This window comes from Billgrantia sp. C5P2, from assembly GCF_051062895.2.
Map to the genome: position 1 here is coordinate 1801299 of NZ_CM128542.1, position 16477 is coordinate 1817775.

14 protein-coding genes are annotated in these 16477 nt (G+C 63.7%); 11 read left to right on the top strand and 3 right to left on the bottom strand.

Annotated features, from left to right (window positions below; translation table 11 throughout):
- The first annotated feature begins 206 nt into the window (after positions 1 to 206).
- Positions 207 to 509, top strand: coding sequence for a PqqD family peptide modification chaperone (locus ACRWQA_RS08335; protein WP_434229180.1), 303 nt, complete (start codon positions 207 to 209; stop codon positions 507 to 509).
- Positions 510 to 745: 236 nt separating this feature from the next.
- Here ACRWQA_RS08335 and ACRWQA_RS08340 read toward each other — a convergent pair whose 3' ends face one another.
- The 3 genes from ACRWQA_RS08340 to ACRWQA_RS08350 are packed head-to-tail and all read right to left on the bottom strand — an operon-like array spanning position 746 to position 4729.
- Positions 746 to 2572 (bottom strand): ABC transporter ATP-binding protein, encoded by a 1827-nt coding sequence (locus ACRWQA_RS08340; protein WP_434229182.1) that lies wholly within the window; start codon positions 2570 to 2572, stop codon positions 746 to 748.
- Positions 2569 to 3762 carry a nucleotidyltransferase family protein gene (locus ACRWQA_RS08345; RefSeq protein WP_434229184.1) on the bottom strand — a complete coding sequence of 398 codons (1194 nt, stop codon included), beginning with the start codon at positions 3760 to 3762 and terminating at the stop codon, positions 2569 to 2571. The genes ACRWQA_RS08340 and ACRWQA_RS08345 overlap by 4 nt, the downstream gene beginning before the upstream one ends.
- Positions 3752 to 4729 (bottom strand): hypothetical protein, encoded by a 978-nt coding sequence (locus tag ACRWQA_RS08350; protein WP_434229186.1) that lies wholly within the window; start codon positions 4727 to 4729, stop codon positions 3752 to 3754. The genes ACRWQA_RS08345 and ACRWQA_RS08350 overlap by 11 nt, the downstream gene beginning before the upstream one ends.
- 441 nt (positions 4730 to 5170) lie before the next feature.
- Here ACRWQA_RS08350 and asd point away from each other — a divergent pair, with 441 nt between their 5' ends.
- From asd to ACRWQA_RS08400, 10 genes are all read left to right on the top strand, one after another.
- On the top strand, positions 5171 to 6283 hold the full coding sequence (asd, locus tag ACRWQA_RS08355; protein WP_263580289.1) for an aspartate-semialdehyde dehydrogenase: 1113 nt from the start codon (positions 5171 to 5173) through the stop codon (positions 6281 to 6283).
- A 219-nt stretch (positions 6284 to 6502) separates the two neighbouring features.
- The gene (locus ACRWQA_RS08360; RefSeq protein WP_446326264.1) at positions 6503 to 9085 is read left to right on the top strand and encodes a type IV pilus assembly protein FimV; all 2583 of its coding nucleotides are present in this window, start codon (positions 6503 to 6505) and stop codon (positions 9083 to 9085) included.
- A 7-nt stretch (positions 9086 to 9092) separates the two neighbouring features.
- Positions 9093 to 10037 (top strand): tRNA pseudouridine(38-40) synthase TruA, encoded by a 945-nt coding sequence (truA, locus tag ACRWQA_RS08365; RefSeq protein WP_434229190.1) that lies wholly within the window; start codon positions 9093 to 9095, stop codon positions 10035 to 10037.
- The gene (locus ACRWQA_RS08370) at positions 10034 to 10681 is read left to right on the top strand and encodes a phosphoribosylanthranilate isomerase (protein ID WP_434229191.1); all 648 of its coding nucleotides are present in this window, start codon (positions 10034 to 10036) and stop codon (positions 10679 to 10681) included. The genes truA and ACRWQA_RS08370 overlap by 4 nt, the downstream gene beginning before the upstream one ends.
- Before the next feature lie 61 nt (positions 10682 to 10742).
- Complete coding sequence (gene trpB / locus ACRWQA_RS08375; protein WP_263580285.1) at positions 10743 to 11957, top strand: tryptophan synthase subunit beta; 1215 nt, start codon at positions 10743 to 10745, stop codon at positions 11955 to 11957.
- Positions 11958 to 11959: 2 nt separating this feature from the next.
- The gene (gene trpA, locus ACRWQA_RS08380; protein ID WP_434229229.1) at positions 11960 to 12775 is read left to right on the top strand and encodes a tryptophan synthase subunit alpha; all 816 of its coding nucleotides are present in this window, start codon (positions 11960 to 11962) and stop codon (positions 12773 to 12775) included.
- Positions 12776 to 12850: 75 nt separating this feature from the next.
- The gene (gene accD, locus ACRWQA_RS08385; RefSeq protein WP_434229193.1) at positions 12851 to 13876 is read left to right on the top strand and encodes an acetyl-CoA carboxylase, carboxyltransferase subunit beta; all 1026 of its coding nucleotides are present in this window, start codon (positions 12851 to 12853) and stop codon (positions 13874 to 13876) included.
- 9 nt (positions 13877 to 13885) lie between these two features.
- Positions 13886 to 15172, top strand: coding sequence for a bifunctional tetrahydrofolate synthase/dihydrofolate synthase (folC, locus tag ACRWQA_RS08390; protein WP_434229195.1), 1287 nt, complete (start codon positions 13886 to 13888; stop codon positions 15170 to 15172).
- 29 nt (positions 15173 to 15201) lie between these two features.
- Entirely contained in the window at positions 15202 to 15876 is a 675-nt protein-coding gene (locus ACRWQA_RS08395) for an SPOR domain-containing protein (protein WP_446326265.1), read from the top strand.
- Between the two features lie 4 nt (positions 15877 to 15880).
- Positions 15881 to 16444, top strand: coding sequence for a CvpA family protein (locus tag ACRWQA_RS08400; protein ID WP_263580281.1), 564 nt, complete (start codon positions 15881 to 15883; stop codon positions 16442 to 16444).
- Positions 16445 to 16477 lie beyond the last annotated feature (33 nt).

The window sequence follows — 16477 nt, forward strand, 5'->3', positions numbered from 1 at the left end:
GCCGGAAAAAGCGAGTGGGTAACGCCGGAGCTATCGTGCATGAGCGTCGATCAGACCCTGTCCGGGAATCGCAATATACCGGCAGAAATGATGTCGGGGCAATCTCATGTTCCGGGTGGCGGTGGTTCCTGATACGGGAATTGGACTCATGGACAGGGATGTCATCATTGGCTATGACCCGTTAGTTCATGATCAGGTGCCGTGATATGCAAAATCAGTTGGATATCAACAGCCAGTTAAATATCAAAAGCCGCGTAAAGCGATCCCCGTCGCCCCTTGCCTCCCGCGTGGGGGATGACCTCGTTCTCTTCAGTGTCAACAGAGGAATGTACTATGGGGTGCCGGTCGTCGGAAGGCGAATCTGGGACCTGATAGAAGATCAGATCACCGTGTCGGCGGTCTGCGATCAGCTGATGCGGGAGTTCTCGGTGGATCGTGATGCCTGCGAACAAGAAGTGCTCGACTTCATCGGCCAGCTGGAGGCCGAAGAGCTGGTGGTGAGACTGTAGAGTTGGCCTTGGCTTGGAGCCGAGAGACGGGCGTTGAGTTTGTCTCCCGGCCTTCACAACCCGCTGGGGCGCCTGCGGCGCAACTCGCCGAGGCGTCGGACCGTAGGGAACCCGAGCTCATACCGGGACCATTTCCATTTACTTGGACCATTCCACACCAGTCTTCGAAGAGCCTTGAGACAGGGGCTGCGCATGGGCCGGCCTCGCCAGGTTGACCGTGCCGCGGCATCCCTGTCCTAGGCTTCGGCATCCCGATAATGAAATGCCTGCTTCTTGAACAGCTTGCAGTAGGTGCCTCGCTTGCGGATCAGCTCCTCGTGGGTGCCGCTTTCACAGATCCTGCCTTGATCCATCACATAGATATGATCGGCCATCCTGACGGTGGACAGGCGATGGCTGATCAACAGGACGCCGCGATGATCGATGCGCTCCCGGAAGTTCTCGAACATCTCGAACTCGGCCTCGGGGTCCAGCGAGCTGGTGGGCTCGTCGAGTATGATAAACATTGATTTTCTCAGGAAGGCGCGTGCCAGAGCGAGCTTCTGCCATTGTCCGATGCTGATCTCCTGCCCCTCGTCAAACATTCGGGTAAGGGGCGTGTCATAGCCACGTGGTAGCCTGCCGATGAAACCGTCGGCGCCGGCGTTGATAGCTGCCGTCATGATCGAGGGTTGCTCACCGGAAGAGTGAATGTCTCCGAAGTGGATATTCTCCTTCACGCTGGTCGCGTACTGGGAGTAGTCCTGGAAGATGACGCTGAACAGATTTCGGTACTTCTCTGGACTGTACTGCCGAATATCGACGCCATCGAGGGTGATGTGGCCCTGGGCGGGGTCGTAGAGCCGGCAGAGCAGCTTGATCAGCGTGGTCTTTCCCGACCCGTTGACGCCCACCAGCGCAACGACCTGGCCGGGGCGGATGCTCAGGTCGATGTCGCAGAGGGTCGGTTCAGGCGATCCGAGGTACTTGAAACCAACCTTTTCGAAGCGGATTCCTTCGCGAACGGTCGCTGGCACCGCCACTGGCTGGCTCGGCTCATCGATCTCGGGACGAATATCCAGGAACTCGAACAGCAGCCCCATGTAGAGGTGGTCCTCATAGAGCTTGGACAGTTGCTGCACCAGTTCCTGCCCCATGATCTGGGCGCGCTGGAAAATCAGCATGAACAACACTAGGTCACCGACACTGCTGCGTCCTTCCGCGGTCTGCGAGGCCAGGTAGGCCAGGCTGGCGAAAAAGGCGACGGCCGCGGCGCTGCCCACGGCCACTTCGAGACGGGTACGTCGCTGTGTGATCAGCAGGCGCTCCCGGCGAATTCGGCCCCGTAGCTTGGAGTATTGAGCCCGCAGGTGGTCGCCCAACTGGTAGATGCGCAGTTCCTTGGCGTGCAGGTTGGAGGTCATCAGCCAATCGAGGTAGCTGGCTTTCCGCTCCATCTGCGTCCGGCGGCGCTGCCAGTCGTAGAGGTGTCGCGTGAAGTGAAGGCGCACCAGCAGCCCCGGTAGGATGGCCACCAACAGGACGGGCAGCAGCAGCCAGTCGATCGAAACAATCAGCACTACGACTGCCGCCAGCATGAGGCCATTTCTCGACAGCATCATCAGGTTGCCAATGACCTGGGCGGGGCGCTGGTTGCCTGACTCCCGCGCCCTCTCCAGGGTGTCGAAATAGCGTGGGCTCTCGTAGAAGGCCAGGTCGGCACTGACGGCGCGCTCATGGACCTTGCCGTCGATGTAGTCAGCCACCAGCAGGGCCTGCGCTTCCTTGGCCAGGTTCGACAGGGCGCGGGTCACCATGAAAGCCAGGGTCGCCCCCCCCGTGAAGGCAACGTAGCGCAGGACTTGCGCCATGCCCTGGGCTGCGGTGGCCTCATTGCTCAGCAGGGTCGTGACCAGATCGACCAGTTGCTTGAGCAGATAGAGCGCCGCCAGGCCGAAGCCGACCTCGAGCACCATGAGGAGGGTGGTGAGCAGGGTGCACTTGCTGCTGCTGGCCCAGAGCAGTGGCACTACCCGGCGAAGGGTGCCGAGTGGTTCCAGGACGGCCCGCGGTGAGGGAATCATTGTGCTGGCCACCTGATCCGGCTGTGTTTGGCCAGGGCCCGGTAGGGCCGAATGGCGTAATAGAACCATTGCCAGCGGGGTGGCAATGGGAGGAACTGGTAATCGATATAACCCGGCCGTAAGGGGCTGACCCATTCCCTGATGCGGCTCGCCCAGCGATAGGTCGGTGTCGTCTGCCAGGCGAAGCCGAACTCCCGGGCGGGGCGCTGGCTGCGCAGTGCCAGTTCGGCCTCAAGCCCGCCCTGCAGCGTGGTGAAGCAGGCCTCGAGCAGCTCGCGGCTGCGCGGGCTTAGGTGTGTGGAATGTTCGGGCTCAGGGGCGGCGAGTGCCCGGTAGAATTCAATGCAAGCGTCGAACGTAGATGTCAGGCCCCGGCGATCTGCGCAGGCGTAGGCAGCTGTAACATCGAAGTCAGGATGCCGCTGGATGGCATCCAGGTCGACCAGCCAGTGAAGGTGTGACCAGTAGTGGCGTGTGTGATGCAGGCAGATGTAGACAAACAACTCGTTGGTCGGCATGGCATACAGCAGGGTGTCGCCGGCCCGGAGGGCGACCCGGCTGTCGAGGAGGGCATCGGTTCGGTAGATCCGGGCGCCTCGGTCGATGTCATGATGGACCTCGATGCAGACGCCTGAGGGGGAGGCGAGGGTCACCACGGCTTTGGCCTGGAGGGCAAAGGCGAGACCCTGCCTCTCGGGCGTCAGGGTCGCCGGGTTGAGGGGGCGATAGCCGTGCTGCAGGGCGAACTCCAGCAGCTCGATACAGCGGTGGCGTGGCACAAGCAGGTCGATATCCCGGCAGGAGCGCATGGCCGGTTCATAATAGTAGCGGGCCGCCAGGGCCGGCCCCTTGAAGAAGAGATAGGGGATGTTCAGGGGATCGAGTATCTCGGCAACCAGGCGCTGCTGTTCACCGGCGACGAGCAGGTTACGCTGAACGAGGCTCAGGGCCCGCTGACGCAGGAGAGCCGCATCCGCTGGTGACAGCGTCGGTGGCGCGAGTTCGTGCAGGTGGCGATACACCAACGGCAGTATCAGTTGGCGTTCCGCCTGGCTTGCCACGTTATGCCATGTCTCGATGCGGTTGCACAGGATCAGGGCGGCCTCTCGCTGAGCCTCGGACAGCTCCAGCCGGGCCAGCAATATCAGCAGTCGGAGTGTGGCATCCGGTGGCTGGGGCTCAGCTGGCATGTCCCGTTCCCTCATGGATCTGTTGAATCAGCGGGGCCAGGCTCTCCTCGACCTTCTCCAGCGACCAGGGCCGCCGGTAGCGATAGACTCGGATCTGCCGCGCCAGGTTGGCGCCATACTGCATCAGCCTGGCAGAACCATTGAAACGCTGCCCCCACTCCGGCAGGTACAGGGCCGACATCACGATTCGGAAGGCCTTGATCCCTTCCACCGGCTCGATGGAGGCCAGTTCATCGGCGGACACTCGCTCTAGCATCACGAGCGCCTTCAACTGCTCGCTGTCGTGAGTGAAGCCCAGGTGCCCGTTCAGATGAAATTTTTCCGTGCGGGTTCGGTCCCGGACCAGGCCCTGGTGCTCGATTTCCAGGTGTTCCAGGGCGTCCCTCCAAAGCTTGAGTCGTGGGGGGCCCGGGTAGAGGGTGGGGTGGGTCTCCTCGGGCTTGATCACTCCAACATCGTCGCTGACCAGCTTCCAGCCGTATCGATAGTGCAGCCAGGCGGCAAGGGTGGACTTGCCTGCCCCGGAATCTCCCGTGAAGCCCCAGATACCGGCAGGGGTCTGGACCGCGCTGATATGAAGCGGCAGCCAGTGTCGCTGGTGAAGCAGGGCGCCCAAGGCGCTTCCCAGCAGGTAGAGGCGCAGATCACCCTCGCCAGCCGTCGAACCGCTGGCGAGTGCCAGTCGGCGATCGACGCGAATACTCAAGCCCTGCTCGACGCGATAGCGAGCGATGCGATCGAGGAGAAATTGGCAGCGGTTACTACTGCATTGGAGCCATGGCGTGCTGAACTCGGCATCTTCCAGCTGGCCTGGCAGTTCGCCGAGCTCGATTCGAATGTCGGGGCTGGCGTCCGGCGGCAGCGATTCGAGTTCGGGAAGCTCGAGCTGTGAACCGATTTTCAGTCCATAGGTAGAGTAGTTCCGGTAGGCAATGGCGGCGGGGGCATTGCGGAGGCGCCTATCCATCCCGTAAGGCGGGGACAGTACCGGTGCGGTGTCCTGTGCAGGGAGAACTCTGATGCCTGGCATGATCGGTCTGCGCCTCAGCCCCACCGTTGTGTAAATACACTGTAAACGGTATGCCCGCCGTGCCAAGCATGAAAAAAATCAACCCTAGGGGGTGAGTGCCTAGATACCATCTCTCCTAACCGGTCACAAACCCAGCATCAAATGGTTGTGACCGATATTCGGTTTGGGGCTTGAGGCCACCATCTTGCTTTTGCCCGCCCACGCACCGAGTTACCCGATTTCCAACTGACGGGCACAAGAACCGCAAATGCAGCAGCCTGTCGGGCGCTCTCGAAAGCTCGGCTACGCAGCATCGCCAACCTAGTCCCGGCGCGCGGCTGCCCGAGCGAGGAGGCTCGTGTATAATGTCCCCCACACTCGCTTATTGGAGGACTTCACATGTTGAAAGTCGGTTTCGTCGGATGGCGTGGCATGGTGGGCTCGGTACTCATGCAGCGCATGCAGGAGGATGGAGACTTCGACGGCATCGAGCCGATCTTCTTCACCACCTCCCAGGTCGGCAAACCCGGTCCCGACATCGGCGTGGACGTACCTCCGCTCAAGGATGCCACCGACATCGACGAGCTCAAGGCGCTGGATGTGGTGATCACCTGCCAGGGCGGCGACTATACCAAGCAGGTCTACGGTGACCTGCGCGGCGGCGGCTGGAAGGGTTACTGGATCGATGCCGCCAGCACCCTGCGCATGGAGGACGAGGCGACCATCGTGCTCGATCCGGTCAACCGCAAGGTGATCGACGATCAACTGGCGCGCGGTGCCAAGACCTTCGTCGGCGGCAACTGTACCGTCAGCTTGATGCTGATGGGCCTGGGTGGCCTGTTCGAAGCCGACCTGATCGAGTGGATGACCTCCATGACTTATCAGGCCGCCTCGGGCTCCGGCGCCAAGCACATGCGTGAACTGCTCAACCAGATGGGGGCGCTGCGCGATAGCGTCGCCAGCGAGTTGGACGATCCCGCTAGCGCCATTCTCGATATCGACCGCAAGGTCACGCAGGCCATGCGTAGCGGTGACTTCCCGGTCGACAACTTCACCGCCCCGTTGGCCGGCAGCCTGTTGCCCTGGATCGACACCAAGCTGGATAACGGCCAGAGCCGCGAGGAGTGGAAGGGCAGCGTCGAAACCAACAAGATCCTGGGGATCCAGGGTAATCCGGTTCCTATCGATGGCATCTGTGTCCGCATCGGTGCGATGCGCTCGCACAGCCAGGCCTTTACCATCAAGTTGAAGAAAGATGTGCCGATAGATGAAATCGAGGAGCGCATCGCCAAGCACAACGAGTGGGTCAAGGTGATCCCCAACGACAAGGAAGCGACCATTGCCGGGCTGACGCCTTCGGTCGTTACAGGCACCTTGAGCGTTCCGGTGGGTCGCCTGCGCAAAATGAACATGGGTGGTGAGTATCTCTCCGCCTTCACGGCCGGCGACCAACTGTTGTGGGGGGCGGCCGAGCCACTCAAGCGCATGCTGAAGATCCTGCGCGAGCAGTGATCCTCTCGCAGTTGCCATTGACGGGGCATCTCCTGCGGGGGGTGTCCCGTTTTGCATTTTAGGCCTGGCGACAGCAAGGCTGAGGCGGGTGCTGAGCCAAATGGCTGCTACGGCATCGGGCAGTTCACGCGAGGATATGTTACATATTTGATCATGTTCTGAATCCAGCACTTAAGAAACGGACGCTTCAACAAGAAAGCGGAAAAGCAAGGGAAGTCGATGAGACGTGAATTGTCATTTGCCCTGCTGTTGGCACTGTCGGCCGCGAGTCCGCAAACGCTGGCGCTAGGGGTTGGAGAGGCTGATGTGCGCTCTACGCTCAATGCACCGCTGCGCGCCGTCATTCCGCTTACCGATACAGCCGGGCTCGAGCCCGAGCTGCTGCGTGTCAGCGTGGCCGGGTCTCGCGAATTTGATTCGGCGGGACTCGTTCGCACGCCATTGGCGGCCAGTGTGAAGGCCGAAGTGGAAGTGCGCCAAGGGCAATGGGTGGTGACACTTGCCAGCGAGCGGCCTGTACGCGAGCCCTGGATGGACCTGCTGCTACGCTTCGATTGGCCCTCCGGCCGCCAACTGCGTGAGGTGACGCTGCTGCTGGATCCACCCGATTACGACAGCATGCCGGTGCTGGTCAACGGCTCGAGTCGCCAAGCCGAGTCCACAGTGCGGCCCTCGGCTACGTCACCTGAGCCTGTATCCCAAGCCGCCTCCAGGCCAGTCGTCACGCGCACGAGCGGCGCGCAAGCGGATAACCGTGCCTGGGTAGGCAGCGGCGACACCCTATGGTCGGTAGCCGGGCGGCTGCGGCCCGACAGCGGTATCGGCATGAATCAGATGATGGTGGCGCTGGTCGAGGCCAATCCGGATGTCTTTCCCTCGGGTAACATCAACGCCATGCGCGCCGGCCATGCCCTGGTCGTGCCGGCTCGGGAGGCCATCGCCGCGCGCTCGGCCGCCGAGGCCGAGCGCATCGTTCAGGCCATGAATCAGGCCTGGGCCAGTCGTGGCAGTGGCACCCCCGCTCGTGTTCCGTTGGGGCCTTCCACGCCTGTCGACATGGCAGCGATATCCGCCGCTGGCGAGGCTGCTCAATCCTCGTCTTCCCTGGTAGAACTGGCTGATCGAGCCGAGTTCGGGGCCAATGCCGAGGCTAACCTCCCCGGTGATGATTCCGATGCGACGCCACGGCTCATGCTGCTCAGCGACGAAGACCTGGTTACCGAGGCGAGTAGTCAGGTGGCCGCGTCGGTCGGGGAAGAGAATGGTCGCACCGCCGGAGCGCTCGATGCCGACGTGTTGGCAACGTTTGGTGCCGGTGAGCTGGCCCTTGGGGAGAGCGATCCACGCTTCGCGTTGTTCGAGCGGCGCTGGCAGGAGAGCCGTGCCGCGCTGGAAGAGGTCCAGGCCGAACGCGATGCCCTGCAGCAGGAGATTGGCGGGCTGCGTGAGGAAGTCGAGGCCATGCGCGAGCAACTGACCGCGCTGCTGGCAGATGGTGCCGGCACCGAGGGTGTCGCACCTGGCAACGCGGTGGTGCAAGGCGGGGGCGAGCCGCCTGCCGATGCGCCCTGGTGGGGGGCGGTCTACCCGGCGTCCATTGATCGCAATCTCATCCTGGGCAGCGCAGGACTGGCTGCTCTGCTGGGCCTCTGGTTATGGCTTCGCCGCCGTCGGCGCGAGGATGTCGCGCCGTCAATGGGAGGTGGAGCCATGCCCAACATGGTTCACGGCACGCCTCCTGTCGGCGACACGGCGCCGCCACCAGGAACTCACACTGCTCCGATTCCGCCCATCGCCGCAGGCATGACCGTCAGTGAAGGCTTCCATCAGGAAGAAGTGCCGCGTACCACCATGCCGCAGGCCGAAGCGATCAGCGAAGCAGACATCTTCATGGCCTATGGTCGTTTCGATCAGGCCAGGGAGCTGTTGGAGGCGGGCCTGGCCCGGAACCCCGAGCGGCACGATCTGCGCCTCAAGCTGCTCAACGTACACGTGGAGCAAGGCAACCAGCAGGCGGCAGAGCATGAAGCGCAATTGCTGGCCGAGACAGGCGACTCCACGCTGGTGGCCGAAGCAGGTCGGCTAATGGCCAAGCATAAGCCCATGCCGCCCAGCAATGGCTCCCTTGCGAGCAGTGATGGGCCGCTACAAGATGGCGTCCAGCCAACGGGACGGGAGGTCGTTGAACCGAAGGGGGACGCTGCGGAGCAGGGGGCGCCTTCGGCTCCGACCGAGCAGCCACAGGTCGACTTCCCCCGCATTGATGCAGTCGATCGCGAGGACACGCTGTCGGACAAAGTGACGTCCCAGGAGGAGCCGCGACGGGACGAAGCGTCGAATGAGCTTGACGACGAGGAGCCGCCAACCGAGGTTCCGAGGCAGGCCCCGCTCGCCGAGCGTAGCGAGACGACAGAGTGGCGCACGATCGATTACCAACCTCCTGCCCTGGAACCGGAACCACGGCCACGCGAAGAGACGCCCATGCAGCCCAGCGTCGAATTCCCGCTAATGGATGATATCCAGGATGCCAAGCAGGGCCCTGAGCATTCGGGCGCTCGCCCGGCCGAGCGGGAGGAGGAAGCCGAGTGGGAGGTGGAGGAGGTAGCCTTCCCACCGCTGGATCGCGATAATGGCGCTGTTTTGGACTCCTCCAAGCGCAACGATCTGGAACGAGCTCGCCAACTACTCGAGAGCGGCGACGTGGAGCGGGCTCGTCCGCTGTTGCGGCGGCTGCTGGAGGATTCCAGCGATCCGCAGGTGCACGATGAGGCCCGGGATCTATTCACTCACTATCGGCTCTGATGGCGGCATGACCCTGTTTCGACTTCTCGATGATCGTCAACCACTGAGCGGCCGCTTGGCGCTGGGGGTGGAATATGACGGCAGCGCCTACTGTGGTTGGCAACGGCTCAAGCATGCCCCGTCGGTGCAGGCCGAACTGGAGCGGGCGCTCTCCAAGGTGGCGAGTCAGCCGATAACGGTGCATGCCAGCGGCCGAACCGACTCCGGCGTGCACGCCACCCGCCAGATCGTGCACTTCGATGCACCCGCGCCGCGTTCGCCGAAGGCCTGGGTGTTCGGGGTCAACGCCAACCTGGCTCGCGACATCGCGGTGAGCTGGGTGCGCGAGGTGCCCGACGAGTTTCATGCGCGCTTCAAGGCGCTGGCGCGACGCTATCGCTACATCATCCTCAACCAGATGAGCCGGCCGGTGCTGGAGCGGCACAACGTGACCTGGTGCCGCGACCCGCTGGATGCCGACGCCATGCACCGCGCGGCACAAGCGCTGGTGGGTGAGCACGATTTCTCAAGCTTTCGTGCTGCGGGCTGTCAGTCGAAGACCCCTTGGCGCCATCTGCACTTCATCGAGGTGCGTCGCCACGGGCCGCTGGTAGTGATCGACGTGCAGGGCAACGCCTTCCTGCACCACATGATCCGCAACATCGTTGGTGCGCTGGTCAGCGTGGGGCGTGGTGAACAGGGTGATGCCTACCTGGCCGAACTGCTGGCGCTGAAGGATCGCACCCTTTCCGACGTCACGGCGCCGGCCTGTGGCCTGCATTTCGTCGATTCGCTCTACGATGGCTCCTGGGGGCTGCCTCAGGAGCCGCTGGGGCCGAATCTGCTGGCTTTCCTGGGCGAGTGGACCGGCGAGCGCGAACTACCGGCATGCCCCATGGTCGAATTTCGCCGAGGCCGGCCAGTGTCCGAAGCAACGAGTGGCGATTCCATGGTGAAGGAAGGTGAGTCATGACACCGTCGAAGCCAATGCGTACCCGCATCAAGTTCTGCGGCCTGACCCGTGAGCGGGACGTGGCCGACGCCGTGGCGGCGGGAGCCGATGCGCTCGGCTTCGTGCTCTGGCCCGGCAGCCGGCGCCACGTCGACGCGGATCGTCTTGCAGCGCTGAGTGCCGGCGTGCCGGCCTTCGTCACCCGGGTGGGCCTGTTCGTCGATGCTTCGCCAGAGCTCGTCCAGAAGGCCAGCCGTTACCTCGACCTGCTGCAATTCCATGGCGACGAGACGCCGTCTTTCTGCGCTCAGTTCGACCGACCATGGATCAAGGCACTACGTATGCGCGACGACCTCGACCTGCACGCTGCGGCAGCGGCCTACTCTGGTGCCCAGGCGTTGCTGCTGGACGCCTACCGCCCGGGGGTTCCGGGTGGCACCGGGGAGACTTTCGACTGGTCGCGAATCCCCGCAAGTCTGGAAAAACCTGTTATCCTCGCGGGTGGGCTGAGCGCGGAGAATGTAGCCGGCGCCATCGAGCGTGTGCGCCCCTTTGCGGTGGACGTTTCCGGCGGTGTGGAAGCCGAACCCGGTTGCAAGGATCCCCGCCTGCTGTCGGCTTTCGCCGCGGCGGTGGCCCAGGCCGATCGCAGGCGCCTGAGCTGATTGCTTTGCCCAAGCCCGATTCATTCCCTGTCCCTTATGGCGACCCTATGAGGTGTCTTTAGTGAGCAAGTTCAGTGACCTGACCCGACTGCCGGACGCCCGCGGCCATTTCGGCCCCTACGGCGGCCGGTTCGTCTCGGAGACCCTGAGCTTCGCCCTGGACGATCTGGAGAAGACCTACATGCGTCTTCGCGACGATCCGGACTTCCAGGCCGAATTCGACTACGACCTGGCCCATTACGTGGGCCGTCCCTCTCCGCTCTACCACGCGGAGCGATGGTCGAAGCAACTCGGTGGGGCACGGATCTGGCTCAAGCGCGAGGACCTCAACCACACCGGCGCGCACAAGGTGAACAACACCATCGGCCAAGCGCTGCTGGCCAAGATGAGCGGCAAGCCACGGGTGATCGCCGAAACCGGCGCCGGTCAGCACGGCGTGGCCACGGCCACCGTGGCGGCACGCCTGGGCCTGAAGTGTGAGGTCTACATGGGGGCCGAAGACGTCCAGCGCCAGAAGCTCAACGTTTATCGCATGCGCCTGCTCGGTGCCAACGTGATCCCGGTGGAGTCCGGCACCCGTACCCTCAAGGATGCCATGAACGAGGCGCTTCGCGATTGGGTAACCAACGTCGACGACACCTTCTATATCATCGGTACCGTGGCCGGTCCGCATCCATATCCCATGCTGGTGCGTGACTTCAACGCTGTTGTCGGCCGCGAGGCGCGTCGCCAGTCGCTGGAGGAGTTCGGCAAGCTGCCCGATGCGCTCATCGCCTGTGTCGGAGGTGGCTCCAATGCCATGGGCCTGTTCTATCCCTTCGTCGAGGACGACGAAGTCGCCATGTACGGTGTCGAGGCCGGCGGCGACGGTATCGATACTGGCCGCCATGCCGCGCCGTTGGCGTCGAACGCACCGCGCGGCGTGCTGCACGGCAACCGCACCTACCTGATGTCAGACGAGGGCGGCCAGGTCTCGGATACCCATTCGATTTCGGCGGGCCTCGACTATCCGGGCGTGGGCCCCGAGCACGCGCTGTGGAAGGACGTGGGGAGGGTGCAGTACGTGACCGCCAATGACGATGCCGTGCTCGAGGCGTTCCGCGAGCTGACCCGGGTGGAAGGCATCATGCCGGCGCTGGAGTCGGCCCATGCGCTGGCCCATGCCAAGGTGCTGGCGCCGACCATGCGGCCCGACCAGAACCTCGTGGTCAACCTTTCCGGCCGCGGCGACAAGGACATCATGACGGTCGCCAAGATCGACGGCCTGGAGTTCTGATGATGAATCGAATCGATAAACGCTTCGCCGAACTCAAGGCCCAGGGCCGCCGGGCGCTGATTCCCTACATCACAGCCGGCGATCCGGCGCCGCAGCATACTGTCGGTTTCATGCACGCCCTGGTGGAAGCGGGCGCCGACGTGCTCGAGCTGGGCGTGCCATTCTCCGATCCGATGGCCGACGGCCCGGTGATCCAGAAGGCCTGTGAACGTGCGCTCAAGCACAACGTGCGCTTGAGCCACCTGTTCGAGATGGTGCGCGAGTTCCGCAGTCGCGACCACGAGACGCCGATCGTGCTGATGGGCTATCTCAACCCCGTCGAGCGCATCGGTCTTGCCGCTTTCGCCGAACAGGCTGCCGCAGCCGGGGTCGACGGCGTGCTGACCGTCGACATGCCTCCCGAGGAAGCCGACGAGTTCGGCCCGCTGCTCAAGCAGCACGGCCTGGCCTCGATCTTTCTCGTCGCCCCTACCACTTCGCGGGAGCGGGCCGCTACAATATGTGCCCATGGCGAGGGCTACCTCTATTATGTTGCGCTCAAGGGCGTGACCGGGGCCGCCACGCTCAATGCCGGCGACGTGGCAGAACATCTGGCGCCACTGCGGGAACTGACCGAGCTGCCGCTGTGCGTCGGTTTCGGTATTCGCGACGGGGCCTCGGCGGCCGAGGTCGGCAAGGTGGCCGATGGCGTCATCGTCGGTAGCGCCCTGGTCAGTCGTATCGCCGACAACGCCGAGCAGCCCGATGTGATTGCCGGCGAGCTCAAAGCGATACTCGGCGAGATGCGTCAGGCCCTGGATGCGTTGCCGGCTCGCTGAGCTTGCCCTCGTTCAAGTTTCGATTCATGACACCCTGCGTAGCCGGGTGCAACAGCATACGGAAGCCTTTCTGACATGAGCTGGCTCGACAAGATTGTTCCCTCCATGGGGCGGATTCAGCGCAAGGACCGGCGGGCCAGCGTGCCCGACGGCCTGTGGCGCAAGTGCCCGAAGTGCGAGGCAGTACTCTATCTGCCCGAACTGGAAAAACTTCACAACGTCTGCCCCAAGTGCGATCACCACATGCGTCTGACCGCACGCAAGCGGCTCGACTGGTTTCTCGACAAGGAAGGGCGGAGCGAGATCTCGGCCGACCTGGAGCCGGTGGATCGTCTCAAGTTTCGTGACTCAAAGAAGTACAAGGACCGCCTCAATGCGGCACAGAAGGAGACCGGCGAAAAGGATGCCCTGGTGGCCATGCGCGGCACTCTGGACGGCTTGCCGGTAGTCGTGGTGGCCTTCGAGTTCACCTTCATGGGCGGGTCCATGGGCGCCGTGGTGGGCGAGAAATTCGTACGTGCCGCTGCCTTGGCGCTCGAGGAGGGCATTCCGCTCATTTGCTTCTCCGCTTCGGGTGGGGCGCGAATGCAGGAAGCGCTGTTCTCGTTGATGCAGATGGCCAAGACTTCGGCTGCGCTTGAGCGTTTGCGCGAAGCCGGTGTGCCCTATATCTCGGTACTGACAGACCCCGTTTTCGGTGGCGTCTCGGCGTCGCTGGCCATGCTCGGCGATCTCAATGTGGCCGAGCCCAACGCCTTGATCGGTTTCGCCGGACCTAGGGTCATCGAACAAACCGTGCGCGAGAAACTGCCTGAGGGCTTTCAGCGCAGTGAGTTCCTGCTAGACCACGGCACGGTGGACATGATCGTCGCCCGTGGCGAAATGCGCGACCGCCTGGGTGCCGTGCTGCGCAAGCTGACTCACCAACCGCCTAGCGGCCTCGATGAGGATATGGTCCACGAGCCGGACCTGGTCGACGAGGCCGAGCGTGCGGTAGCGGAGGAGGGCGAATACATCGACACCGTCGAGCCCGAAGCGCCGGAGAAATTTTCGCCCTCGGGGTCATCCGAGGAGACCGACCGCTTTGATTCGGCGCGCTGATCGCTCGTGATGCCTTCGACGCCATCACGCACGCTGAACGACTGGCTCAGCTATCTCGAGCAGGTCCACCCGGTGGGCATCGATCTTGGCCTCGAGCGGGTGGCCGAGGTCGCTCGCCGCATGGGGCTGCTGGAGAGCCGCCTGGCGCCGCGTATCATCACCGTGGCCGGTACCAACGGCAAGGGCTCGACAGTTGCCATGATCGAGGCGCTGGCCCGTGCGCATGGTCTTGCCACTGCGGCTTATACGTCGCCCCACCTGTTGCGTTACAACGAAAGGCTGCGATTCGACGGCAGTGAAGCGGATGATGCCACGCTCGTCGCCGGCTTCGAGGCCGTGGAGGCGGCGCGTCTAGCTGACGAGCCCGTGAGCCTGACCTACTTCGAGGCCGGAACCCTGGCGGCACTGTGGGCCATCTTTCGTCACCGGCCCGACCTCGCCGTGCTCGAGGTCGGCTTGGGTGGCAGGCTCGATGCGGTCAACGTGATCGATGCCGACGTTGCCGTCATCACGACCATTGCACTCGATCATGCCGATTTCCTCGGCACCGATCTCGAAGGCATCGGCCGTGAAAAGGCCGGTATCATGCGTGCCGGCCGTCCCGTCATCCTGGGCAGTGGCGAGCTGCCGGCGAGCGTGCACCAGTGCGCCGAGGAGCAGGGAGCAACGACCATGCGGCTGGTACATGACTTTCGCTGGGAGCCCGCCGGCACCGGTCGCTTCCACTGGCGGGGAACCGCTGTCGATGGGACTTCCTCCAGACTCGAAGGCTTGCCTGATCCTGGGCTGCCGCTGGACAATGCTGCTACGGCACTGCAGGCCCTGATTGCGGCCGGTGTTGCGCTCGATGAAGTGAGTTGCCGGCTGGCCTTGCGCGAGTTGCAGGTGCCCGGCCGTATGCAGTGGCTGGGACAGTGGTGCCTCGATGTGGGCCACAATCCGCATGCCGCCGCTTACCTGGCGGGAAGACTCGCTGAGCAGCCATGCCGCGGTCGTACCTGGGTGCTGCTCGGCATGCTGGGTGACAAGGACGCCGATGGTGTCATCGGGGCGCTGGCCGGTGTGGCAGATGGCTGGGTCGCCGTGACCCTGGAAGGTGGTCGTGCACGTAATGCCGAGGATCTGGCGGGACGCATAGAGGCGTATGGGGGACATGTCGCTTACCAGGCCCCGACGCCCGAGGACGGTGCAGCATGGTTGTCCGGGCGGCTGGCGCCCGACGATCGCGTGTTGGCATGCGGCTCCTTCTTCACGGTAGCGGCCATACTGACGTGGAAGCTGGCGCAGGCGGCTTAGCGGGGGCAGGAGGGATGATGAAGTACGGAATGCGAGAACGAATCAGCGGTGCGATCATTCTGATTGCCCTGGCAGTGATCTTTGTGCCGATGCTTTTCGATGAGCCGGCGCCGCGTGACGAACGCCCCCAGCCGATGCTGACCATTGAGCAACCGGTACCGGTGGAGCGCCGCAACGTGCCCGATCCGCAGCCACCGGAAAGCCTGGGGCAGATCCGCTCACCCGAAGCGAGCCCCGCACTGGTGGAACCGCAGCCGCCGTTGGAAGACGTCGAGCCCTCACCCAGTGAGGCGGCCCAAGTGGAAGCCGCACCAGCCGTGGCGGTGCAACAGGGCGAGGCAGATAGCGCCGCGCCTCGACAGGACCCCATTGCGGATCTCGCCCAGGCGGCTTCCGAGCGGACCGAGAACAGCCCGCCCACGACGCCGAGCCCCGAGGCCGATCGTCAAGCCTCGACGGAGGGTTCATCGCCGAGCGGGGAATGGGCCGTGCAAGTGGGTAGCTTTGGCGAGCCGGGAAATGCCGAACGCCTCCAGGCGCAACTGCAGGAGCAGGGTTTCCCCGTCTACAGCCGGCGGCGTGACAACAACATGACCACGGTCTACGTGGGGCCCTTCGAATCCTCGGATTCCGGTGAGCGCGCCATGAGCGCAGTGAAGGAAAAGATCAACCTGCAAGGACTGCTGGTCAGAGTGAGAGAATGAGGTTATGACGCTGACCTGGCTCGACTGGGGCTTTCTCGCCGTGCTGGCCATTTCGACCCTGGCTGGCTTCATGCGTGGGCTGATCCGTGAAGGACTTGGGTTGGCGGCCTGGATCATCGCGCTGTTGGCGGCACGGCTGCTGGCCGAGCCGGTGGCCGATCTGCTTTCCGGGCTGATCGACAGCCCCGACGGCCGGTTGGTGCTGGCCTTCGTGCTGGTGATTCTCGGTGTGGTGCTGCTTTGCGGCATCATCATACGCATGGTGCATGCCGCCGTGGAGTGGGTCGGCATGGGCTTCTTCAACCGCGTCGCCGGGGCCTGCTTCGGTGTCGCGCGTGGTGCGGCCGTGCTGGTGGTGGCGACCATCCTGATCAGCCTGACGCCGCTGTCGCAGTTGCAAGCATGGCAGGACGCCGAGCTGCGGCCGAGCTTCGAGCAACTGCGCGACTGGGCCGTGAACCAACTCGAAGCCTGGGAAGGCCGCGTGCCTGAGGCCCCCGAAGCGTGGCGGAACCTTCCATTACCCGAACGTCGCGACGGCGGGACCCCTGAGCCCGGTGCGCTGTAAGTCCAATTGCCATTATCAAGCCGGCCTCGGTCG